The sequence below is a fragment of the Caloramator quimbayensis genome, assembly GCF_900167605.1.
GTDB classification, from domain to species: Bacteria; Bacillota; Clostridia; order Clostridiales; family Caloramatoraceae; genus Caloramator_B; species Caloramator_B quimbayensis.
On record NZ_FUYH01000024.1, the window covers coordinates 17,570 to 39,860 of the forward strand.

General features: G+C 32.5%; 19 protein-coding genes. 14 read left to right on the forward strand and 5 right to left on the reverse strand.

The window, feature by feature from the left end; genetic code table 11:
* Positions 1 to 39: 39 nt before the first annotated feature.
* The 4 genes from B5D15_RS12325 to B5D15_RS12340 all read left to right on the forward strand — a co-directional run bounded on the left by B5D15_RS12325 (position 40) and on the right by B5D15_RS12340 (position 7,062).
* Complete coding sequence (locus B5D15_RS12325; protein ID WP_078697419.1) at positions 40 to 3,459, forward strand: isopeptide-forming domain-containing fimbrial protein; 3,420 nt, start codon at positions 40 to 42, stop codon at positions 3,457 to 3,459.
* 13 nt (positions 3,460 to 3,472) lie between these two features.
* Complete coding sequence (locus B5D15_RS12330) at positions 3,473 to 4,282, forward strand: carboxypeptidase regulatory-like domain-containing protein (RefSeq protein WP_078697420.1); 810 nt, start codon at positions 3,473 to 3,475, stop codon at positions 4,280 to 4,282.
* A gap of 111 nt (positions 4,283 to 4,393) precedes the next feature.
* Positions 4,394 to 5,917, forward strand: a complete 1,524-nt coding sequence (locus B5D15_RS12335) for a spore germination protein (RefSeq protein WP_078697421.1) — start codon at positions 4,394 to 4,396, stop codon at positions 5,915 to 5,917.
* A 2-nt stretch (positions 5,918 to 5,919) separates the two neighbouring features.
* Entirely contained in the window at positions 5,920 to 7,062 is a 1,143-nt protein-coding gene (locus B5D15_RS12340; RefSeq protein WP_078697422.1) for a Ger(x)C family spore germination protein, read from the forward strand.
* A gap of 25 nt (positions 7,063 to 7,087) precedes the next feature.
* Here the strand turns inward: B5D15_RS12340 and B5D15_RS15505 are convergent, their stop codons facing one another.
* On the reverse strand, positions 7,088 to 7,273 hold the full coding sequence (locus tag B5D15_RS15505) for a hypothetical protein (protein ID WP_179122301.1): 186 nt from the start codon (positions 7,271 to 7,273) through the stop codon (positions 7,088 to 7,090).
* A 21-nt stretch (positions 7,274 to 7,294) separates the two neighbouring features.
* Here B5D15_RS15505 and B5D15_RS12350 point away from each other — a divergent pair, with 21 nt between their 5' ends.
* The 5 genes from B5D15_RS12350 (at position 7,295) to B5D15_RS12370 (ending at position 13,254) form a co-directional block, all read left to right on the forward strand.
* Positions 7,295 to 8,383 carry a GerAB/ArcD/ProY family transporter gene (locus B5D15_RS12350; RefSeq protein WP_078697424.1) on the forward strand — a complete coding sequence of 363 codons (1,089 nt, stop codon included), beginning with the start codon at positions 7,295 to 7,297 and terminating at the stop codon, positions 8,381 to 8,383.
* 99 nt (positions 8,384 to 8,482) lie between these two features.
* The gene (locus tag B5D15_RS12355) at positions 8,483 to 9,520 is read left to right on the forward strand and encodes an ABC transporter substrate-binding protein (protein WP_078697425.1); all 1,038 of its coding nucleotides are present in this window, start codon (positions 8,483 to 8,485) and stop codon (positions 9,518 to 9,520) included.
* Between the two features lie 78 nt (positions 9,521 to 9,598).
* Positions 9,599 to 10,714: an ABC transporter ATP-binding protein gene (locus B5D15_RS12360; protein ID WP_078697426.1), complete on the forward strand. Its 1,116-nt coding sequence runs from the start codon at positions 9,599 to 9,601 to the stop codon at positions 10,712 to 10,714.
* Positions 10,707 to 12,362: an ABC transporter permease gene (locus tag B5D15_RS12365; protein WP_078697427.1), complete on the forward strand. Its 1,656-nt coding sequence runs from the start codon at positions 10,707 to 10,709 to the stop codon at positions 12,360 to 12,362. The genes B5D15_RS12360 and B5D15_RS12365 overlap by 8 nt, the downstream gene beginning before the upstream one ends.
* Positions 12,363 to 12,420: 58 nt before the next feature.
* Positions 12,421 to 13,254 (forward strand): Cof-type HAD-IIB family hydrolase, encoded by an 834-nt coding sequence (locus tag B5D15_RS12370; RefSeq protein ID WP_078697428.1) that lies wholly within the window; start codon positions 12,421 to 12,423, stop codon positions 13,252 to 13,254.
* Positions 13,255 to 13,322: 68 nt separating this feature from the next.
* Here B5D15_RS12370 and B5D15_RS12375 read toward each other — a convergent pair whose 3' ends face one another.
* The 4 genes from B5D15_RS12375 to B5D15_RS12390 all read right to left on the reverse strand — a co-directional run bounded on the left by B5D15_RS12375 (position 13,323) and on the right by B5D15_RS12390 (position 17,243).
* The gene (locus B5D15_RS12375) at positions 13,323 to 14,141 is read right to left on the reverse strand and encodes a response regulator transcription factor (protein ID WP_078697429.1); all 819 of its coding nucleotides are present in this window, start codon (positions 14,139 to 14,141) and stop codon (positions 13,323 to 13,325) included.
* On the reverse strand, positions 14,134 to 15,897 hold the full coding sequence (locus tag B5D15_RS12380; RefSeq protein ID WP_179122302.1) for a sensor histidine kinase: 1,764 nt from the start codon (positions 15,895 to 15,897) through the stop codon (positions 14,134 to 14,136). Before B5D15_RS12380 ends, B5D15_RS12375 begins: the two co-directional genes overlap by 8 nt.
* The gene (locus B5D15_RS12385) at positions 15,842 to 16,624 is read right to left on the reverse strand and encodes a TPM domain-containing protein (protein ID WP_078697438.1); all 783 of its coding nucleotides are present in this window, start codon (positions 16,622 to 16,624) and stop codon (positions 15,842 to 15,844) included. Before B5D15_RS12385 ends, B5D15_RS12380 begins: the two co-directional genes overlap by 56 nt.
* A 64-nt stretch (positions 16,625 to 16,688) precedes the next feature.
* Positions 16,689 to 17,243 (reverse strand): LemA family protein, encoded by a 555-nt coding sequence (locus tag B5D15_RS12390; protein ID WP_078697431.1) that lies wholly within the window; start codon positions 17,241 to 17,243, stop codon positions 16,689 to 16,691.
* A 239-nt stretch (positions 17,244 to 17,482) separates the two neighbouring features.
* Between B5D15_RS12390 and B5D15_RS12395 the strand changes: the two genes are divergently transcribed.
* Genes B5D15_RS12395 through B5D15_RS12415 form a run of 5 tightly spaced genes read left to right on the forward strand, consistent with a single transcriptional unit; the run spans position 17,483 to position 22,099 of the window.
* A complete protein-coding gene (locus tag B5D15_RS12395) occupies positions 17,483 to 18,490 on the forward strand; it encodes a LacI family DNA-binding transcriptional regulator (protein WP_078697432.1) in 1,008 nt (335 codons plus the stop codon).
* Position 18,491: 1 nt separating this feature from the next.
* Positions 18,492 to 19,346, forward strand: a complete 855-nt coding sequence (locus tag B5D15_RS12400; protein ID WP_078697433.1) for a carbohydrate ABC transporter permease — start codon at positions 18,492 to 18,494, stop codon at positions 19,344 to 19,346.
* Positions 19,336 to 20,157, forward strand: coding sequence for a carbohydrate ABC transporter permease (locus B5D15_RS12405; protein WP_143287306.1), 822 nt, complete (start codon positions 19,336 to 19,338; stop codon positions 20,155 to 20,157). The genes B5D15_RS12400 and B5D15_RS12405 overlap by 11 nt, the downstream gene beginning before the upstream one ends.
* Positions 20,158 to 20,201: 44 nt before the next feature.
* The gene (locus B5D15_RS12410; RefSeq protein WP_078697435.1) at positions 20,202 to 21,428 is read left to right on the forward strand and encodes a sugar ABC transporter substrate-binding protein; all 1,227 of its coding nucleotides are present in this window, start codon (positions 20,202 to 20,204) and stop codon (positions 21,426 to 21,428) included.
* 53 nt (positions 21,429 to 21,481) lie between these two features.
* Positions 21,482 to 22,099, forward strand: coding sequence for a hypothetical protein (locus B5D15_RS12415; RefSeq protein WP_078697436.1), 618 nt, complete (start codon positions 21,482 to 21,484; stop codon positions 22,097 to 22,099).
* The last annotated feature ends 192 nt before the right edge of the window (positions 22,100 to 22,291 follow it).

The window sequence follows — 22,291 nt, forward strand, 5'->3', positions numbered from 1 at the left end:
AAAAAAGCATATTATATCTTAGAAAGTGGAGGTGATAATATGGCCTTTGATATAGATAAGCTTGAAATTACAGTATCTCCTTTAAATATTCCAATAGTTATTGGAAAAAATAAAAAAATAAGAATAGGTATAAAAAACAAAAATACTTTCGATTGGGCATACAACCTTTCTATAACTTTAAATTTAGCTGACGGTCTTACAGTATATCTTAGCGATATACCTTACTCAAGCTATAATTATAACCTTGATGGATTAAGCAAAATAGAATGGATAAATATAAAAGACCTTTCCCCAAATGAAACTGATTTTAATTTTGATATTGAATTAAAGTGCAGTGAAAAATTTAAGGATAACAGCGATATACCCTTTGACTATGCTTTTTCAGGATGCTATATTAAAACTTCTATAGATACAAAGCCAAGAGGAAGCTTTGATACAGGAAATGAAAAACTAAGCAAAACTTTAAATATAAATCCTTATACGGTTAGATACTCAATAAATATACAAATGCCTTCTAAGATGCCAAAGGGTGCAGGATATAGCCCTAATCTTTCAGATTATGCCTATCCCTTTACCTGCAATCTAATAATCGATAACAACACAAGAGAATCAACTTTAACCAATATTAGATTTACAGCAGGAAATGGGCTTAGGTATTTAGGAAACTTATCTGCAAACGGAACTGAAAGTGATAAATTTTTAAACCCGTTAATATTTTATCCTTCAGGAAATAGCAATAACGTAAAACTTGAATGGTTTAATGTAAATTTAAGCCAAGGCTCATTAAACAATATATACTTTAATCTTGCTATATGGGATAGATATACAAAAAAAGGAATTGAAAACACAGGAGATTTTATAACCCATGGAAGCATAATAACATCTACAGCAGAGGGCTTTGGGCAGTATAATATTGAAAGCACCTATGATATCATGGTAATGGATATAATTATTGAAAAGAGCTCTGATAAGTATACAATAGATGTTGATGACATTTTAATAAATACTTTAAACTTAAAAGTTAACCAATATCACTCTATAGATTCTGTTTTAGCTTTTGATTTGCTCCCTGACGGACAGGATTATATAGATTATATAGAAGTGAAGCCCTCAGAAATTTTTAAAGATACTACAACAGGGACTACAAAAATAACCTACAACCTTTTAAACCTTCCCCCTTTATACTCTAAAACCATTATATTTAAAGCTAAGGTTTTACCCTCTTATATTTCTACTATCTATCCTGTATCCTGCGGTGATGTTTTTATAAACAGCTGCAGCATCGAAGGTATAAACCATGATTTAAATCAAAGTGTATCAGATTCATCATCAATAAAGCAAAGCATTAAAAAACCATCTATACAAAAAAGCATAATAAATTTTTATTACAGAAATGATATTATAAAAAACATTTCATCACTATCGCCCTTTGACAAAGTTGAATTCCTATTAACCTATGATGCAACATCTATAAGGGCTTACCAAAGGCAGATAAAAATTGATGATTTTTTTCCAACCCTTTTAGATATTGAAAATATTAATTTTCAATATGAGGGCTATGTATCTTCAGGCCTTACCCCCTATAAAATAGACCCCTACGGCTTAAGATGGGAATTAGGAGATGTTCCAAAAAACAGCTACTTTAAAGTTAGATTTATATGCTCCGTTTTGGATATAAACTATGTCCCTTCTTTTAAGTTTAACCTACTAAAAATGAGCGGTATAAATAAGGATAATCTCTCCTACAGCAGCCGCTCCCAAGTAGAGCTTTCCTTTGGGATTCCAAATATTACTTTGAATAAAACAGTTTCAGGGCCTAATGTAAATGCAATTAAAACAGGTGAAAAATACACTTTTAATATCACAATTTCAAATATTGAGTCTCTAAACTTAACTGCAACAGATGCCTTCGATTTTGAAGTATTGGATAATCTATCTGAATATTTTAATCTTGACGTATCCTCAGTAAAAGTTACAGGAAGCGGGCAGTATTTAGAGCCTGTAATAGAATCTTCATCAATTAAACTCCCAATTAAAAAACTTCTAATAAATCAGTCTTTAACTTTAAAATATGATGTAATAATAAACGATAATTTAACCGCCGGAACAGTAATTACAAAAAACTGCAACAGCACCTCCCCCTATTCACAGCCCTACAACCCTTCAATTACAAATTACAGATATGAAGGGCTTGATAAGACTTTCTCAGTTACTTTAAAAGCTCAAAACGTTACAATATCAAAAAGCTATGATAATAACATTAAAATGGCTGGAAGCAGCATAGACTATCTTATAAATATAACAGTACCAAAAGGAACAAAGGCATTAAATCTTTCAGTTTCAGATACTATACCCCAAGGTCAAAACTTTACAGGAAATTATACAAGAAATGGAAAAATTGTTAGTGTAACTCAAAACGGAAATAAAATAACCTATCCTGAAGAAACCCTATTAGATGCATCCTTAACACCTATTACTATACAATATGGATTTACTGCAATGATTACAGACGTTTCCTATACAATAGGGCAGATAACCACAAATCAGACAAACTCAGCATCGGTTAAATGGAAAACCTTTGAGCAGAGTATAATTACTAAAAGTGCAAGCAAGACTGTAGTTGTTAACAATCCTAATATAATCCCTTCGATTTTGCTTAAAAATATATCATTGAATGACTTATCCTTTTTACCCTACACCAATATAAAGGATGAAAATATAGTAGATATTCAAATTAAAGCATTAAGCAACAGCAATATAGGAACAAAAAGCATAAAGCTTGAGGGAATGCTGCCTGAAATTTTAAATTTTATATCCTTCCTTTCTATTGAATCTGGAAGTGCTGTTTTTGATGAGGAAAATAAAAAGTGGCTGTGGGAAATAGAAAGCATTAACAAAGGCTTATCTTCTATTCTATTAATAAGATGCAAAACAGCTAAAAATCTTTTATCAGGATACAATACAAAATTTAACTGTAAAGCCCTAAGCTATTTAAACGAAATAAGTTACAGCAAAATTTACGGCCCTGTTAATTCAAGTGATGCAACACTTTATGTTCCTGCCAATTTAAGCTTTACTCCCCACCCTCTTTATAGGAAAAGCGAAAACAGTGCCTATATAATAGGCTATAGAGGAGGATATACATCGGTAGAATACAGCATTGTAAACAAAGGATACGGTATTGACAGTTTTAACCTTTCAATAACCCCCTTTTCCTATTCCTATAGCATATTTATAGATAGAAAAAAGATTGCAGATATCCCAAAGGATACGGCATTTTCACAGGATATACCTGAGCTTTCAAGCCTGCCCTCTGAAAGCTCAAAAAGATTATATCTTTCAATATATATACCTTATGACGCTCCTTTAGATAAAACCGAAACCTTTAATATGACATTAAAATCTCTATCCACCCCAAGTGTATATAAAACAATGATTACAACGATTTCAGACCCGTAAACGGGGTGATTATATGAGTAAGAAAACAGCAAAATCCCAAAATAAAAAAGTAAGCTGTAAGGAAAATGAGATAAAAATTGATTTGTGTTTAGAAGAAGATGAAATTCCTGAAAGAATTCTTATTAAAGGAAAAGTAGCAGATGAAAATTTAAAGCCAATTAAAGGGGCTATTATAAAAGTAACTGATGAGAATTTTAATCCATTAAATCACACAAAAACAAACTGTCATGGAGAATTCTCGTTATATATAAGTGAAGAAAAAATAATTATAAATGCAGAGCATAAAGGATTTTATATCTTTACAAGCAGAGTATATTTAAAAGATGAAAAAGAGCTTCAAAATATATTAATAAAACTTTCTAAAATAAAACAAGTACAAAATATTTTAAAAGGGAAATATATATACAATTTTAAGCCCATAAAACAAATAGAAGTTGAGCTTGAAAACACAAAAGATAAAAATATAAAATATACAGCAACAACAAACGACAAAGGAGTTTTCTTATTCAGCAATATACCCATTGGAAAATATATTCTTTCTCTATTTTCAAATGAATACTGCACTAAAAAGATAAGGATTTGTATAAATAACTGCACTAAGTTTTATAATATAGGCATAATTTGTGCAAAAAGAAAAATGAAATTTGGTACTGTAAACGGCGTAATTACTGATAATTCAGGAAATCCAATAGACAATGCATTGGTAGTTTTATTCGACGCTAAAAAAAATGTCCCTCTTTATGCAACCTATACAAACGAAAAAGGTGTATACCTTATTGGAGGTCTTTTGCCCGGGAAATATTATATAATAGCACAAAAATGAACCTCTTTTATAAATTTTTTGTAAAAGAGGTTCATTTTTGTGCATAATAAATCAAAACTTGGTAACTACTAACATATAAGGAATACATAATCTTACGAAAGCAGGGCGTCTATGCTTAAATTATTTAATAACAAAAAAATCAATAATAAAAATATACCCGAAACCCTTTCGAAATCTTTAGATAAAAACATTGATACTTTTAAAAATATTTTTTCCTCAGATGATACTGTAATATTCCGAAATATAAAAAATCTATACGATAAAGATTTTAAAGCCTGTCTTATTTATATTTCAGGAATGATAAGCTCTGAAACAGTAAACTCTAATATAATTGAACCATTAATGAATATCAACTTTAAAGAAACAGAAAACAGCTTAATTTTAGATACCCTTAAAAACAAAGTAATTTCCTCCTGCGAAATTTATGAATGCGAAACAATCGATGAAATAACTGTAAATCTTTTTAACGGAAGCACTGTACTTCTTATTGAAAACTTTGAAAAATCCCTTGTTATTTCATCAAATGGATATAAAGAAAGAGCTATTATTGAACCGGACTCTGAAAGGGTAATAAGAGGCCCGAGGGAAGGTTTTACAGAAAGTTTATTAACAAATCTTTCTCTTATAAGAAGAAGGATAAAAACTCCTAACCTGAAATTTAAATTCATGAAAATAGGCAGAATAACAAATACAAAGATATGCATAAGCTATATAGACTCAATCGCCGATAGCAGAATAATAGATGAACTTGAAAAAAGGCTCAAAGATATTGACATAGATGGAATACTCGACTCTGGTTATATTCAGGAGATTATAAAAGACAGCCCCGCATCTCCCTTTAAAACAATAGGAAGCAGTGAAAGGCCTGATTCTATTGCTGCAAAACTTTTAGAGGGAAGAATCGCTGTTTTTGTTGACGGCTCACCGCTTGTTTTAACTCTTCCTTATATTTTTATGGAATATTTCCAATCAAATGAAGATTATTATTTAAACTATTATTATGCATCTTTTAATAGAATGTTAAGGGTTTTTGGTGCTTTTTTGTCTGTTAGCGTTCCTGCAGTTTATGTAGCCCTTATGACCTATCATCAGGAATTAATACCAACTCCTCTGCTGCTTAGTATTGCAGCAGCAAGGCAAAATGTCCCATTCCCTACAATATTTGAAGTCCTTGGGCTTTTACTTGTTTTTGAAATAGTAAGAGAAACTGGCTCGAGGCTTCCTGCTACAATAGGTCAGACAATAAGCATAGTTGGAACTTTAGTTATAGGTCAGGCTGCTGTTGAAGCAAGAATAATAAGCGCTCCTGTTATTATAATTGTAGCATTAACGGGTATTACAGAGCTTTTAATTCCAAAACTTATGAGTGCTATGATAATAATACGTTTTATATTATTAATTCTGTCATCAATTCTTGGACTTTACGGCTATATATTCGGTACAATAGGCATCTTTATTCATATATTCAGCATACGCTCCTTTGGGGTGCCATATATGCTTGGATATGGTTCAATAAAGCCTCAGGATATAAAAGATACATTCATAAGGGCTCCCTGGTGGTATATGATTTACAGACCAAACCTTATTGCAAAAAAGAATTTAATAAGGCAGTCAAGAAAAAGTGGGGATAAATAATTATGAAGTTTAAAAGAGCCTTGCTTATATCAATAATATTTAATTGCCTTTTTTTATCAGGCTGCTGGAACTATAGAGAAATAGAACAATTTTCTATAGTCTCGGGACTTGCAATAGATAAATCAGAAAACAAATATATTCTAACAGCTGAAATAATTGAATCAACAGGAGGAAGAGATGCAAAAACAAGCACAAAGCTAATAAGTTCAGAGGGATTAACTATATTTGATGCATTAAGAAATATGATTAGATACCCAGGTAAAAAATTATATTTCAGTCATACCAAAGTTATTATAATAAGCAGCGAAACAGCAAAAGAAGGCATGATACCAGTTCTCGACTTAATAAACCGTGATATAGAGCCAAGGTATACAATGAAAATTTTAATTTCAAAGAATATTGAAGCAAAAAAAATACTTGAAGCTAAAAGTAACTCTGAAATATTTTGCTATACATTAGATGATATGATTGATGCACAAAAAAATCTCTCTGCTGCCCCAGAGGTTGAAGTATGGGAATTTATAAATGATATATGCAAAGAAGGTATTTCTGCATCTTTGCCTATAGTAACATTAGAGATGATAAATGATAAATCTACGCCAAAAGTTGAAGGTACTGCTGTTTTTAAAGGAGATAAGCTTATTGGGTATCTCAATGGAAAAGATACAAAGACTTTTCTTTTCATAAAAAATAAAATCAAGGGAGGTCTCCTTACTAAAAAGGTTGATATTGATAATAATTCTGCAAACATTTCTCTTGAAATCTTTGGTAACAAAACAAAAATAAGTCCTAAATTTGAAAATGGAAAATTATTAATAGATATTTCAACAGATACAGATGTTTCAATAGGAGAAATAAGCGGAGATTTAGATTTTTCAAAAGAAGAGATAAGGGAAAAAATAAAATCATACTTTGAAGAAGAATTAGAAAATCAAATAAAAGATTTAATAAAAAAACTGCAAACTGAATATGACAGCGACATATTTGGCTTTGGAAGCACCATTAAAATAAAAATGCCTTCTCTTTGGAAAGAGATTGAACCTAAATGGGATGAAATATTCAAAACCGTTGATGTTAACGTTAAGTCAAAAATAAATATTAAAAATACTGCTTACACTTCAAAACCAATTAAAATAGGTGATTGATTATGCTTTTTTTGTGTACTTTAGTTTACATTTCTTTTATATTAATAGATTTTATTCCTATACTTAAAAGCAAAAATTTAAAAAATATAATATTATATTCTGTAATAATATTAACTTCATATACATTAACATTTTTAAGAGATATTGGAGTTAAAATCCCAAGCATTGCAACTTTTTTAAAACAAATAACTTTGCTAATAGTTAACAGCATTTTTAAGGGGGCCGGTACAGCATGATAAGAGAAACTATTTCAGACAAACAGGCCATTTCAATGATGACTATGTTTATTATAGGAAGCAGCATCGTTCTTGGTGTTGGTTCCGAAGCTAAGCAGGATATATGGCTTGCTATAATTATAGGTATCCTTTTTGCATCCATTATTATATTTGTTTATGTAAAAATTCATTCTCTGTTCCCTGAAAAAAACCTTTTTGAAATACTTAATACTATTTTTGGAAAATATTTAGGTAAATTTATATCCCTATTATATATTTGGTATTCCTTTCATCTTGGAGCATTGGTATTTCATAATTTTTTCCAGTTTATTAAAGTTGTGTCCTTCCCTGAAACTCCTGAATATGTACCCTTAGTATTTATGGGAATAGTTTGTATTTGGGTAGTAAAAGAAGGAATGGAAGTTTTAGGAAGGATGTCATTTTTTTTTACTATTTTATTAACTATAATCATAATCTTAGTAATCTCTTTAAATTCTTCTGTAATGAATATTAACAACATACGCCCTATGCTTTATAACGGAATTAAACCTGTACTTAACAGCGCTTTTGGCATATTCTCCTTTCCCTTTGCAGAAACCGTAATATTTCTTGGGGCATTTAGTTTTGATAAAAATAAAAATAATCCCTTTAAGATTTATTATATATCCCTTTTATTTGGAGGAACCATTATTCTGTTGGTTTCTCTGAGAAACATATTAGTTTTAGGATGCTCTTTCTTAGAATCTCTTTATTTCCCAGCCTATACTGCCGTAGAGCTTATAGAAATAGGAGAATTCATACAAAGAATTGAAGTTGCTGTCTCAGTTGTTTTTCTATATGCTGGATTTATAAAAATAAGCTCATGCCTTTTTTGTACATTAAAAGGAATTGAGAACCTCTTTAATCTTGACAGCTACAAAGTAATTGCAGCCCCTGTTGGCCTTTTGATGATGACCTTTTCCTGCAGCCTATATGAAAGTATAATGGAAATGCAGGAATGGGCTTTTATGGTATACAAATACTATGCTTTTCCCTTTCAGGTGATTATTCCTTTAATCATACTAATAGCAGCAAAGATTAAACTAAAAAAGCAAAATAGCAGTTAGTTCATTTTTAAGGATAATTGTATATTTTATTGGATTGTTTAGAATATTCACATGAATTAATATGATAATGTAAATAATTAATAAACGAGGGGGATGTAAATGAAAAGAGTAATTGCACTTACTTTGACAGCTTTGATGATGCTAAGCTTAGTATCCTGTGGAAACAAAGCTGCAGAAAATAATTCCACACAGCCCGAGCAGAAAAACGAATCTAAAAAGGTTGTTATTTACTGCCCGCATCCTGTTGAATTCATAAATCCAATAGTTCAGGAATTTGAAGCAAAAACAGGTATTACAGCAGAAGTTGTAACAGCTGGAACAGGCGAGCTTTTAAAAAGAGTTGAGGCAGAAAAGGACAATCCTTTAGGAGATGTTTTCTGGGGAGGCTCACTATCTACTGTAACTCCTAAAAAGGACTTATTTGAAAATTATACATCAGCAAACGAAGATGCAGTACTTGATGACTGCAAAAACACCGAAGGAATGCTGACAAGATTTACAATGATTCCAAGCGTTATTATGGTTAACAAAAATCTTATAGGAAACATTAAAATCGAAGGATATGAAGATGTTTTAAACCCTGCACTTAAAGGCAAAATAGCCTTTGCCGATCCTTCCAAATCATCCTCATCCTTTGAGCATCTTGTAAACATGCTCTATGCTATGGGCAATGGAAACCCTGATAATGGTTGGGATTATGTTAAAAAGCTCACTAAGAATCTTGACGGAAAGCTTCTCAGCGGTTCATCAGCAGTATATAAGGGAGTTGCCGATGGAGAATACACCGTTGGTCTTACCTTTGAAGAGGGAGCTGCAAAATACGTTAAAGACGGAGCCCCAGTTGAAGTAATCTACATGAAGGAAGGCGTTATTGCAAAGCCTGACTGCGTACAGATTATAAAGGGTGCAAAAAACATGGAAAACGCTAAGAAATTTATAGACTTTGTAACAAGCAAAGACACACAGACTATGATTGCAAATCAGCTTTGCAGACGTTCAGTAAGGAAGGACGTTCCTGCTGCAAACGGATTAAAACAGCTTAGTGAAATGAATTTAATTAAGGATGACCCACAGGTTGTAAATCCAAATAAACAGGCATGGCTTGACAAGTTCAAAGACATATATACAAGCAATTAATTAAATCTGCGGTAAACATTAAATCTATATAAGCCCGCGACATATCGTTGTGGGCTTATTTTATAGGAGGATGGGAAAATGAGCGTATCTATAAGCATACAAAATGTAGTTAAAAAATATGACAAAACAGTTATTATACCTGACCTTTCCCTAAATATTAAAAATGGAGAGTTTTTTACTCTTCTTGGTCCTTCAGGATGTGGTAAAACTACGCTACTTAGAATGATAGCAGGCTTTAACAGCATTGAGGGAGGAGAAATAAAATTCGATGATGCCGTTATAAACGACATACCTGCTCATAAAAGAAACATAGGAATGGTATTTCAAAATTATGCTATATTTCCTCATATGACAGTAAAGGAAAATGTTGAATACGGACTAAAACTTAGAAAAGTGCCTAAGGATGAGATGAATAAAAAGGTTGAGGATATACTTAAAGTTGTAAAAATCGATACTTATAAAGACAGACTCCCAGAGAGGCTCTCTGGAGGACAGCAGCAGCGTGTTGCCCTTGCAAGAGCAATAGTAATACATCCAAGTGTACTTTTAATGGATGAGCCTTTGTCAAATCTTGATGCTAAACTTAGGATTGAAATGAGAAGTGCAATAAGGGATATACAAAAAGAAGTGGGAATAACTACAGTTTATGTTACCCACGATCAGGAGGAAGCCCTTGCAATTTCAGACAGGATAGCCGTAATGAAGGATGGAGTAATTCAGCAGGTTGGAAGTCCAAAGCAAATTTATACAAGACCATCTAACGTTTTTGTTTCAACTTTTATAGGAAGTTCAAACCTTTTAAATGCAAAAATTAAAATTGAGAGCGGCAAAAAATATGTTTGCTTTGATGATTTTTCAGTGGAAATGACAAATCTTTCTGAGGATATTAAGGATAATCAAAAAGTTATTGTATCCGTTCGTCCTGAAGAATTCTCCCTTTCAGATAAAGGAATAAAGTTTAAAATTAAAAATAGCACTTTCTTTGGAAGGTATATAAATTACGAAATACTTCCAAATAAAGATTTAATAGCAGGAAATCAGCCTTATTTTGAATTCACTCAGGATCTTGGACATGTACACGATTTCTTCGAGGCAGACGATGAACTATGTCTTTCTCCAAATCCTTTAAAAATAAACGTATTTACCGAGGATGGAGAAAAAAGTTTAATCAGGGATGTGAAAGAAAATGAATAAAGGTAAATTTAAATTTGATTTCTGGACCATTGTTACGATTATAATAGCGCTGATTTTTGCTGTATTCCTTATTTATCCCCTTTTTGCGCTCTTTGCAAGCAGCTTTAAAGATCCTGTAACAGGTTCCTTTACATTAAATAATTTTGCAAAGTTCTTTCATAAAAAATATTATTATAAAGCGCTTATAAACAGCTTTACAGTAACAATATGCGTAACAGCACTTTCAATTTTAATAGGCGCTCCAATGGCTTATATTATGAACGCATATAAAGTTAAAGGCAAAGGTATACTTGAAATCCTTATAATAATTTCAATGCTCTCTCCTCCGTTTATAGGTGCTTATTCTTGGGTTTTATTATGCGGAAGAAGCGGAGTTGTAACTAAGTTTTTTGCTGAAAAGCTTAATATTCATCTTCCAACTATATACGGATTTTTAGGAATTTTAATAGTGCTTACTTTAAAGCTTTATCCTTTCATATACCTTTATGTCTCAGGAGCCCTTAAAAAGATTGATGTATCTTTAAGCGAGGCCGCTGAAAGCCTTGGGTGCAATCCTTCAAAGAAGGTGTTTACAATAGTTCTTCCTCTTATTCTTCCAACGCTTCTTGCAGGAGGACTTTTGGTTTTCATGAATGCCCTTGCTGATTTTGGAACTCCAATGCTTATAGGAGAAGGATTTAACGTTATGCCGGTTCTAATTTATTCTGAGTTTATAAGCGAAGTTGGAGGTCAGGCAAACTTTGCCGCTGCAATGGCAGCTATAATGGTGTTTATAACATCTCTGCTCTTTGCAGGTCAAAAATATATAGTTAATAAAAAATCCTTTACTATGAGTTCCCTAAGGCCTATGCAGCCAAAGGAATTTAAAGGAATGACAGGAGTATTTTCATACATCTTTATATATTTAATTATAATTCTATCTATTATACCTCAGGCCACAGTTATATATACCTCATTCCTTAATACGAGAGGCTCTATGTTTACATCAGAATTTTCTCTAAAAAGCTATAGAACTGTATTCAGCAAACTGGGCCAGGCTATAACAAACACATACCTATATGGTCTTATAGCCATAGCAATAATAGTATTCCTTGGAATGTTCATAGCCTATATTTCAACAAGAAAGAAAAATGCAGTAACTTCAATAATAGATGCTATAACTATGTTCCCATATATAATTCCAGGTTCAGTTCTCGGTATAACTCTTTTACTTGCTTTTAACAAAAAACCCTTGCTTTTGAGCGGAACATTTATGATAATAGTAGTAGCATTTGTTATAAGAAGGCTTCCCTATACCCTGCGCTCCAGCGCTGCAATACTCTATCAAATAAGCGAGAGCATGGAGGAGGCATCGATAAGCCTCGGATGCTCTCCTGTTAAAACATTTTTCAAAATAACAGCTGTTATGATGCTTCCCGGTGTTTTTTCTGGAGCAATACTCAGCTGGATTACTGTAATAAACGAGCTCAGCGCTTCAGTTATACTATACACTGGAAACACAAGAACAATGTCCGTTTCAATTTATACAGAAGTTATAAGGGCAAGCTATGGAACTGCGGCAGCACTTTCAACAATATTAACATTAACAACAATAATATCGCTTTTAATATTCTTCAAATTATCAGGCAAAAAAGAAATAAGCATATAAATCTTATTCTCCGGTTCTAATCACCGGAGAATTTTATAAAATTTAAGCAGGTGATACAATGAAAAAGTATGAAGGCTATTTATTAGTATCGGATTTAGATGGAACATTACTTGATTCAAACAAAAACATATCAAAGGAAAACATAGACGCAATATCTCACTTTGTTGAAAATGGGGGGCTCTTTGCCGTTGCAACGGGGAGAACTGAAATGAATCTTTTTCCCTATATTAAAAATCTTAATATAAACTGCCCCTGCATACTATACAATGGCTCTGTTATTTATGATATAGAAAGCCGCAAATTCGTAAAATGCAGTTTCATAAAAAATCAATATATAATAAATCCTTTGAAAAAGGTTCTCGAAAAATATAAAAACATATGCGTCCAGATATTCACAGAGGGAAAAATGTATATCGTAAGCGGAGATACTTACATGGATCCTTATGTTATCTCTGAAAAACAGCCCTTTGAATTTGCAGATATAGAAAATATTAAAGACAAACCCTTTATAAAAATTATATTAAACGGAGAACACGATGTTTTAAAAGAAGTTAATTCCTTAATCGAAAAGGAAGTTCCAAAAAATATTATAGAAGCTGTGTTCTCTCAATCCTTCTATCTTGAAATTCTACCCTGCAATGTATCAAAGGGAAGCGCTCTTATAGAGCTTATTGATATATTAAAAATAGATAAAAAAAGAGTAATAGCAATAGGAGATTACTGCAACGATATTGAGATGATTAAGACAGCAGGGCTTGGGGTTGCAACTAAAAATGCCCACCCCCTTTTAAAGGAAGCTGCCGATGTAACAACCGTAAGCAATGATGACCACGCCCTATATAACCTCATCAAAAACATAATACCAAAATTCGAAGAAGCCCTCGCCGGTTAGAGGGACGGTTACTTATTTCATTCAAATTCAAAACAATAAAAAGTGCCACCAATGACAAGTTTAGTTTGTCACTTGTCAATTGGGTGGCACTTTTTTACTATGCAGCTGTTTGATTTTAAAAACTCCGTTGGGGAAAGGTTTATATATCTTTTAAAGGCGTTGCAGAAATTTTTGTACTCTCCAAATCCCGTCATATCCGCTACTTCATAGACTCTGTATTTTCCAGTTTCTAAAAGCTCTATTGCCCTTTGAACCCGGTACTTAGTTAAAACATCCATAAAAGTCTGATTTGTTACATCTTTAAATTTTCTGCTAAGGTAGCTTGTACTTACACCCATTCCCTCAGCCAAAGTTTCTATGCTTATTTTCTTATCATAGTTATTTTTAATCTCATCTAATGCTTTATTAACGTAATAGTTGGATTTTTCGCTTGGAAGATAATAAATATCAAGATCAACCAGTTTTATATCCTCATCTTTTTTAGTTTTTTTGTATAAATCCTCTATAAATTTTTTATTATCTATTTCACTTCTTATCTTTTCTATTATTTCAAAAAGCCTTTCTTCATCAACAGGTTTTAAAAGATATTCATAGACTTTAAGGCTTATTGCCTTTTTAGCATATTCAAATTCAGAGTAGCTCGTTAGAAGTATGCTGTAAAAGCTATACTTTTTAAGTGCCTCTTCAAGCATTGTGATACCATCCATAAAGGGCATTTTTATATCTGTTATAACTATGTCGGGCCTGCACTTTTCAATTAGCTTCAATCCTTCCTCGCCATCACATGCATCGCCTATTATATTGCAGCCAATTGAAATCCAGTCTATTGTATGGATAAGGCCCTTTCTTATAACGTCTTCATCTTCAACTATCAAAACCTTAAGCATACTCTTCTCCCCCATCAACAGGCAGCATTATTTTCACAGTTGTGCCCTTTTCTCTTTCGCTGTTTATCTCAACTCCATATTTTTTGCCATACATAAGCTGTATTCTTCTATGAACATTGAATATTCCAAGATGTGATGAATTATTTCTGCTGCTATATAAAATTTGACGTATATTAGAAAGTTTATCCTCATCCATTCCAGCGCCGTCATCATTAATGATTATACAAAGATTGCTATCCTCAAGAAAGGCCTTAACATCAACGTTTAAATGCTGCCTCCCCTCAAATCCATGCTCTATTGCATTTTCAATAAGAGGCTGTATTATAAGTTTCGGAACTATGCAGTCTTTAGCCTCCTTCTCAATGTTTATTGCATAATCAAAACGTTTATCAAATCTGTATTTTAAAATAGTCAGATAATTTTTAGTATACTCTACATCTTCTATAAGAGGAATCTTATCTATATTATTGTTTATGCTGTATCTTAAAAGGGATGATAAACTTATTATTATCTTATCTGCAGCTTGTACATCAAGTTTAACCATATATTTAATCATCTCTAATGTATTAAAAAGAAAGTGAGGATTAAACTGTGACTCGAGCTGCTTTATTTCCGATAAAACGCTGTGTTTTGCCTCTTCCTTATTAACTTCAATAAGATTTTTTAAATCTTTAAGCATTTTATTATAGGACTCTGCTATTATTTCAAATTCATCCTTAGTTTCAATATTAAGCTTAGTATCTAAATCCCCATTTTGAACATTTTCTATTGCTTCTATTATTTTATCTATGGATTTAGTCTTGCTGTCTGCAATTTTTTTTGCGGATGAAAGCATTGTTATTATAAGAAGAATGAAGGTTAATACTATGAATATGCCTATAAATATAAAAACCGAGGATACATACCCTATTGATGTAATAGTATAAACATATAGATAATTATTTATGAGAGCGGATTTTTTTACATAAAAGCTGTCATTTTTAGCTTTTACAAATCCTTTTTTATCCTTTAGGTTTTCATCTATTTTGCCAAACTGATTTATAAAAAGGCTGTTCGTTGATGATATAACATTGCTGTATTTATCGGTTATTACTATATCGATTGAAAAATTTTCGCTTATTATCCTTACAAAATCTCTTTCATCAAGGTCAAAGGTAATGTAGCCTATAATCTCTCCATCCTTTATTACAGCCTTCCCCACAGTTAATACTTTCTTGGAATTTTCCTCATAGATTTCCCTCTCTAAAACTACATAGTCTTTGTTTTCATTCATTCTTTTTATTATGCCCCAATAAAAGGAATTCTGAACTGCATAGGAGGGCAAAAATCTTGAACTTGCAGCAATAATATTCATATTCTTATCAAAAATAAAAAAACTGCTCCTTACATCCCTGCTGTTAACAAAACTATAAAATCTATTATATACCCTGCTGCTTCCACTGCCCTCCATAATCGTGTCTATTACCAATTTTTCTCTCGATATAATATAAGCTTCATTTATATAATTATTCAGTATTTTATCTATTCTTCTTGAAAGCTGAAAATTTATATTATTATTTTGATTTTTAATCGTTTTGTACCACATTCCTAAAAAAAACAAATAGCTCGATACTGTTATTATTATTACAGGAATTAGTGCGTATAGTATAAATGTTTTTCTAATATCATCCTTAAATTTTCTATATTGTTTATTTTCCATATTACCAATCCCTCGAGGAGCCTCCGCCTCCAGAGGAACCACCTCCAAAGCCTCCAAAGCCTCCTCCGCCGAATCCTCCTCGTCCTCCTCTCCCTCCAAAGAGTATGGACATTATAATCCTAAATATTGCCCATCTGAAAAAGAAACCATCGAGGGAGAAAAGAATAATAATAAAAATAATAAAAACAATTGGATTCACGCTGACACCGTTTATATTTACATCCCTGCTTTTATATATATTTCCATTACCTTCAAGAGAGGTTAAATTTATATTATATTCCTTTGCAACCTCGCTGCAGATTGCTGCATATCCCTTTAAAATCCCTGTTTCATAATCTCCATTTTTAAAATAAGGTATCATGTAATCATCCTGAATTCTTCCAGTTTTGCCATCAGGAAGTGCCCCTTCAAGCCCATATCCTACTTCAATTCTCGACTTTTTAAGGGAGCTTGGGTTTTTAAAGGCAACAAGTATTAAAACACCATTATTTTTATCCTTACTTCCTATTCCCCACTTTCTAAAAAGCCCCGTTGCATAGTCCTCAATTGGAACATCATCGGTGTTTTCCATTATAACAGCAGCAACCTCAGCTCCAGTTTTTCTATAAAGCTCATCGCCAATTTCCACTATTTTATCTTCAACATTTTCTGAAATTACCCCTGCATAATCGTTTATATATTTTTTATCTGCAGGATTTGGAAATATGGTATCTCCAAATGCTAAGGAGGTTAAGACTATTATAAACACTAATAAACTTAATATAATTCTTTTAAAACCTTTCATTCTAACCTCCATTCCTCCGCTGTTAAAGGCGGCATAAATATTTATTTTCAGCATTTTTTCTCACTTAAAAATTTACTTTAGGAGCGTTTTGTGACTCAGGAGATGCTTCAAAGTATGGCTTTTCACTAAATCCAAAAAGTCTTGCTATTATCACCGTTGGGAATTTCTTTACCTTTAGGTTGTAATCCTTTACAGCTTCGTTATAATCCCTTCTTGAAGTTTTTATCCTGTTTTCAGTTCCAGAGAGTTCATCCATAAGCTGCCTGAAATTAGCATCGGCTTTTAAATTAGGATAGTTTTCAACTACAACAAGAAGCCTTGATATTGCACTATTTAACTCATCGTTTGCCTTAGCCTGCTCGCTTATAGTTTTTGCCCCAGCAAGCTTTGCTCTTGCATCAGCGATATTGCCTAAAACTTCCTTTTCATGGGATGCGTAACCTTTAACCGTATTCACAAGGTTAGGTATTAAATCTGCTCTTCTTTGAAGGTCTGCCTGTATATTGCTGTAACTTTGCGATACTTTCTGCTCTGAAGAGACAAGTCCATTATAGGAACCTACAATCCACAAAACAATGACTGCGATTATTGAGGTTAATAATATAGTTGATTTTTTCATGTTCTCCACTCCTTAAAAATTACGCTATTTTTTTTAGTATTATATTAATATTTTAACATTTTATTTTAATTTAGAATATATTAATTTTTACTGATAATATTATTAAAAGCGCAGGCTTTATCTTGATTATTTTTTATATGTCATTTTTCGAATTTTTTAAATTTTTCATAATCATATGTTGAAATTCATATAATATTGTGATAAGATAACTTAAGGAAACGTTTCCAAGGAGTGGTATTATGACAGCAACAATAAAAGATGTAGCAAAAAAGGCAGGAGTTGGTCTCGGAACCGTATCGAGAGTTTTAAATAACCATCCGTCGGTTTCAGAAGAAACAAAGAAAAAGGTCTTAGATGCTATAAAAGAACTTGAATATAATCCAAATGCAATAGCAAGGAGTTTAAAGATAAAAACCACAAATTCAATAGGAGTTATGATACCTGATATCTCAAGCGGTTTTTATCCTGAAATCGTTAGAGGAATTGAAGATGTGGCTAACAAATATAAATATAATATTATGCTACTTAATACTGACCTTAAAAGAGAAAAAGAAAAACAGGCACTTATAATGCTGAAGGAAAAAAAAGCTGACGGTATATTATTTATAAGCAATACCATAGATTATAAACTTAAAAAAGAATTTCAAAGCATAAATATACCTATAGTTTTAATTGCGACTAAGGATGATAATGATGAATTTTACAGCGTAACTATAGACAACGAAAATGCCGCCTTTCAGGCAGCAAATTATCTTATAGAACTCGGTCATAAAAATATAGCTATGCTTGCAGGAAAAAAGGAAGATCCAAATGCTGGAGTTCCAAGAATAAATGGATATAAAAAAGCCCTAATTGAAAACAATATAAATGTTGATGAAGGCAATATTTTTTATGGAGATTATAAGTTCAAAAGCGGATATGAAAATATGCTTAAAATTTTAAAGCTAAAGAAAAAGCCTACTGCAATTTTTGCAGCCTCAGATACTATGGCAGTTGGCGCTGCATCCTGTGCAATGCAGATGGGTTATAGAATACCCGATGACTTTTCAATAATAGGCTTTGACGGTATAGAGCTATCGGAATATTTTTACCCTCCTTTGACTACTATTAAACAGCCAAGGTATGAAATGGGAGCAAAGGGTATGGAAAAACTTTTAAAAATAATAAGGGGGGATACTGTAGAAAAATCTACTGAGCTTGAATTTCAGCTCATTAAAAGAAGTTCCTGCAAGTTTAGGGGGGATTAAATTGAAATTTATTAAAAAACATTATTTTGAAATACTGCTAGTACTTCCACTTTCGGCATACATCTTAGGATTTACGATTCTTCCGATTATAAAAACAATACTTTTAAGTTTTCATGATAAGAGTACAGGAGCTTTAGGATTTTCAACCTACCAATATTTATTTTCCAAAAAAGATTTTAACATGGCGATAATAAATACTGTTGCAGTAACATTAGTTGGTCTTACCTTTCAGCTTATAACAGGTCTTTTTATAGCAATGTCATTAAAAACTGATTTTAAAGGAAAAGGACTAGTAAGATCCTTAGTTCTTCTTCCTATGGGGGTTCCAACACTGGTTTCAGGTGTAACGCTTTTGTATATATTTGGTACTCAGGGATACCTTAACGAACTTTTATTTAAACTTGGAATTATAACAAAACCTATTGCCTGGACTTCTGGAGGCATCAAAAATATATTCGTAATAGCAATAGCGGATTCATGGAAGGTTCTTCCTATTGTTGTGCTTTTGTTATTAGCCGGTTTGGAATCGATTCCAAGCGATGTTTATGAAGCAAGCGCAATAGATGGGGCTTCAAAATCCCAGACCTTTTTTAACATAACTCTTCCCCTTCTAAAGCCTTCTATAACAATGACGATTATACTAAGGGCTGTTGATTCCTTTAGAATCTTCGAACTTCCAAAAATTCTTGCTGGAAGAGTAACTCCTTTCCTCGCTACCTATGCCTATGATGAATATGCATACAACAACGCCAATGCTTCAGCAGCAGCATCAACAATACTTCTTATGATTATAGTTATATTTATGATTCTCTATTTTAAGTTTGTAGATAAAGGAGGGGTTGAGTATGGCAAGTAGAAAGATATACAAAAAACTTCTATTCTATCTTGGAATAATACTAATAATTCTGTTTATGACTATTCCTGTTTATATACTGTTTAGAGTTTCCTTTGCCGTACCAGAGGATGTTTTAACCTCCCATCCTAAGTTTTTTATAACACGGTTTGAATTTAAGCATTGGCAGCAGGTATTTAACTCTGGTAATCTTTGGCCCCCTCTTTATAAAAGTTTTATTGTTGCGACATTTACTATGATATTTGCCCTTGTAATATCCGCACCTGCCTCCTATGCTATTTCAAGATTTGATAAAAAGATAAAATATGCAGTAATACTTTCTCTATTCTTTACAAGGATGTTTCCAAACGTTGGTATAGCCCTTCCTATATCAGTAACATTTTTAAAATGGAATCTGACGGATAAAAATATAGGCCTTATAATGGCACACCTTATAGAGCAGCTCCCATTTATAGCTTGGATTTTAGTTTCAACCTTCGAAACCATTCCCTTTGACCTTGAGGAGGCTGCATCGATTGATGGCGCAGGAAGGATAAAAACTCTTTTAAAGGTTGTTCTTCCCGTTGCAGCCCCAGGCCTTGCTGTCGCTGCAATGTTCACATGGCTTAATTCATGGAATGAATTTACCTACGCACTTTATTTATCTCTTTCAACTAAAACATTACCTCTTCAAATTTACTATTACGTTTTAAGAGGAGGATTTTTTCAGCAGGCTGCTTATTCAACGATACTTACAATACCTGTTTTAATTATAACCTTTGCACTTCAAAGATATATAAGATCAGACTATCTCGGCGGAGCTATAAAAGGTTAATCGCTGCCATAGGCAGTTAAAATAAAAATTTAAGGGGGATATTTATGAATTACAAAAAAATTACCGTATTATTACTTTCATTCATAATGGCTTTAAGTTTATTTGCAGGCTGCGGGAAAAAAGAATCAGGCCCTGCAACGCTGAGAATCACTATGGGACTTGGAGAAGAAGAATGGAAAGTTATGAGGGAAGATGTTTTCCCAGCCTTTGAAAAGGCAAACAACTGCAAAATAGAAGCTGTTCAAATCGAAGCATCTGATGTTGTTAAAAAATTGGAAGCTATGAAACAAGCTAACAAAATGGACATAGACCTTATAGCACAGGACAACATGGCCCTTGCTCCTCTTGTTGATAAGGGACTTGTAGAAGATATATCCGAATTTAAAAATAAAATACCATCAGAAATTATACCATCCCTTATAAGCGTTGGAGAATTTGATGGAAAACTTTATTTCTTCCCATTTAGGCCAAACGTTGAAATCAATTTTTACAACGAAGCAAAACTAAATCAATATGGTTTAAAACCTCCTGCAAACTGGGATGAACTTTTCAACTTAGCAAAGACATTAAAAGAAAAAGAAGGCGTTGGGAAAGTTGGTATTAAGGCTGTTTTTGATGGAAATACAACCGTTCAGCTTTTTGAATTTATAAGACAGGCAGGTGGAGATCCTCTCGTATTAAATGATGAAGGAAGCGTTAGAGCCTATACTTTCTTAAAGGAGCTTTGGCCATATCTCTCTTTTGATTCACTAAAGGCTGACTGGAATACAACTAATCGTTTCCTTGCAGAAGAATCTATGTATCTTGCTGCAAACTGGCCCTTTGGAGTAAATGTAATAGTTAAAGACGGCGGTAAAAAAGAGATTAAAGCCTATGGAGGCTTTTCAGGACCAGTTAAAGCATCAAAGGTTTTAGGCGGAGATGTTCTTGGAATCCCAAAGGGTTCTCCAAACAAAGAGCTTGCTCTTAAATTTATTGAGTACTTAATGTCAAAGGATGTTCAGGAAACCCTCGCTTCAAAACTTGCTTGGCCATCTGCAAGAACCGATGCCTATGCTAAAGTTGAAGACTGGCAAAAACCATATTTTGATGCTATTAACGAAGCTATGAAGGTTGCACAGCCAAGACCAAATCTTGTTTACTGGGCAGATGTTGACAAGGCATTAAACGATGCTCTAAAAGAAATAGTTGTAGATGGTAAGGATGTTAAGGCAACATTAGACAAATATCATCAAAAGATAGAAGAAGCAAAACAAAATTCTAGCAAATGATAGTATGGCATGCCTTTGGCATGCCATACTTCTAAAAGAAGGGAGACGCTGCAATGAATGAAGTAATAAATAATCTTGTTTTAGATGAATGGAAAATAATCGAAGATAAATTTATTTGGGGAAATAATCTTAAAAACGAAACTCTCTTTTCAATAGGAAATGGATACATTGGAATGAGAGGAAATTTTGAGGAAGGAATATATAATAAAGAATTTTCAATAGAAGGAACATATATAAACGGCTTCTACGAAACCCATAAAATAAACTACGGAGAGAGAGCATATGCTTTTCCAGATACCGGCCAGTCTATGATAAATATTATAAACAGCAAAGCGATAAAGATATTTGCAGATGATGAGGAGCTTGTAGTTGATAATAGCAAGATAATAGATTATATGAGAGTTTTAGACTTTAAAGAAGGAACTTTAAAAAGAACTATAATATATGAAACTAAAAAAGGAAAAAGACTAAGCTTAGAATTTGAAAGGCTTGTTAGCTTTACCCAAAAACATCTTTGCATAATAACAGAGATTTCGCAGCAAAATTCCAGTAGAATTTTTATTTTTACTGAAATTGCATTTTATTGTATCATATTGAAGAAATGGTATTCCACCAGCTCTATAGGTTGCAAAAATAGTTATAACTCCCCCTACCCCCAAAAATTTAAATAATTAATTTCCAATTTTATTGTTTCATTAAGTTTTTTCAAATACTGGATTATTCCAGGTATCTTCTATTGTAAATCTCTCATCTCTTATATCCTCAATAATATTTATTTGAAGCATTCTTTTCTTCCTAAAACCTCTAATACATCTAAAAAAATATAACTGCATAAGATTAAATGCTATAATTATAAACATTAG

What these genes read in the sequence shown, in the direction of transcription:
- B5D15_RS12370 (WP_078697428.1), top strand. Translation starts at nt 12,421, where the DNA reads ATGAAAAAGTATGAAGGCTATTTATTAGTATCGGATTTAGATGGAACA.
- B5D15_RS12405 (WP_143287306.1), top strand. Translation starts at nt 19,336, where the DNA reads ATGGCAAGTAGAAAGATATACAAAAAACTTCTATTCTATCTTGGAATA.
- B5D15_RS12375 (WP_078697429.1), bottom strand. Translation starts at nt 14,141, where the DNA reads ATGCTTAAGGTTTTGATAGTTGAAGATGAAGACGTTATAAGAAAGGGC.
- B5D15_RS12395 (WP_078697432.1), top strand. Translation starts at nt 17,483, where the DNA reads ATGACAGCAACAATAAAAGATGTAGCAAAAAAGGCAGGAGTTGGTCTC.
- B5D15_RS12350 (WP_078697424.1), top strand. Translation starts at nt 7,295, where the DNA reads ATGATAAGAGAAACTATTTCAGACAAACAGGCCATTTCAATGATGACT.
- B5D15_RS12340 (WP_078697422.1), top strand. Translation starts at nt 5,920, where the DNA reads ATGAAGTTTAAAAGAGCCTTGCTTATATCAATAATATTTAATTGCCTT.
- B5D15_RS12415 (WP_078697436.1), top strand. Translation starts at nt 21,482, where the DNA reads ATGAATGAAGTAATAAATAATCTTGTTTTAGATGAATGGAAAATAATC.
- B5D15_RS12385 (WP_078697438.1), bottom strand. Translation starts at nt 16,624, where the DNA reads ATGAAAGGTTTTAAAAGAATTATATTAAGTTTATTAGTGTTTATAATA.
- B5D15_RS12410 (WP_078697435.1), top strand. Translation starts at nt 20,202, where the DNA reads ATGAATTACAAAAAAATTACCGTATTATTACTTTCATTCATAATGGCT.
- B5D15_RS12335 (WP_078697421.1), top strand. Translation starts at nt 4,394, where the DNA reads ATGCTTAAATTATTTAATAACAAAAAAATCAATAATAAAAATATACCC.
- B5D15_RS12365 (WP_078697427.1), top strand. Translation starts at nt 10,707, where the DNA reads ATGAATAAAGGTAAATTTAAATTTGATTTCTGGACCATTGTTACGATT.
- B5D15_RS12355 (WP_078697425.1), top strand. Translation starts at nt 8,483, where the DNA reads ATGAAAAGAGTAATTGCACTTACTTTGACAGCTTTGATGATGCTAAGC.
- B5D15_RS12390 (WP_078697431.1), bottom strand. Translation starts at nt 17,243, where the DNA reads ATGAAAAAATCAACTATATTATTAACCTCAATAATCGCAGTCATTGTT.
- B5D15_RS12325 (WP_078697419.1), top strand. Translation starts at nt 40, where the DNA reads ATGGCCTTTGATATAGATAAGCTTGAAATTACAGTATCTCCTTTAAAT.
- B5D15_RS15505 (WP_179122301.1), bottom strand. Translation starts at nt 7,273, where the DNA reads ATGCTGTTAACTATTAGCAAAGTTATTTGTTTTAAAAAAGTTGCAATG.
- B5D15_RS12330 (WP_078697420.1), top strand. Translation starts at nt 3,473, where the DNA reads ATGAGTAAGAAAACAGCAAAATCCCAAAATAAAAAAGTAAGCTGTAAG.
- B5D15_RS12360 (WP_078697426.1), top strand. Translation starts at nt 9,599, where the DNA reads ATGAGCGTATCTATAAGCATACAAAATGTAGTTAAAAAATATGACAAA.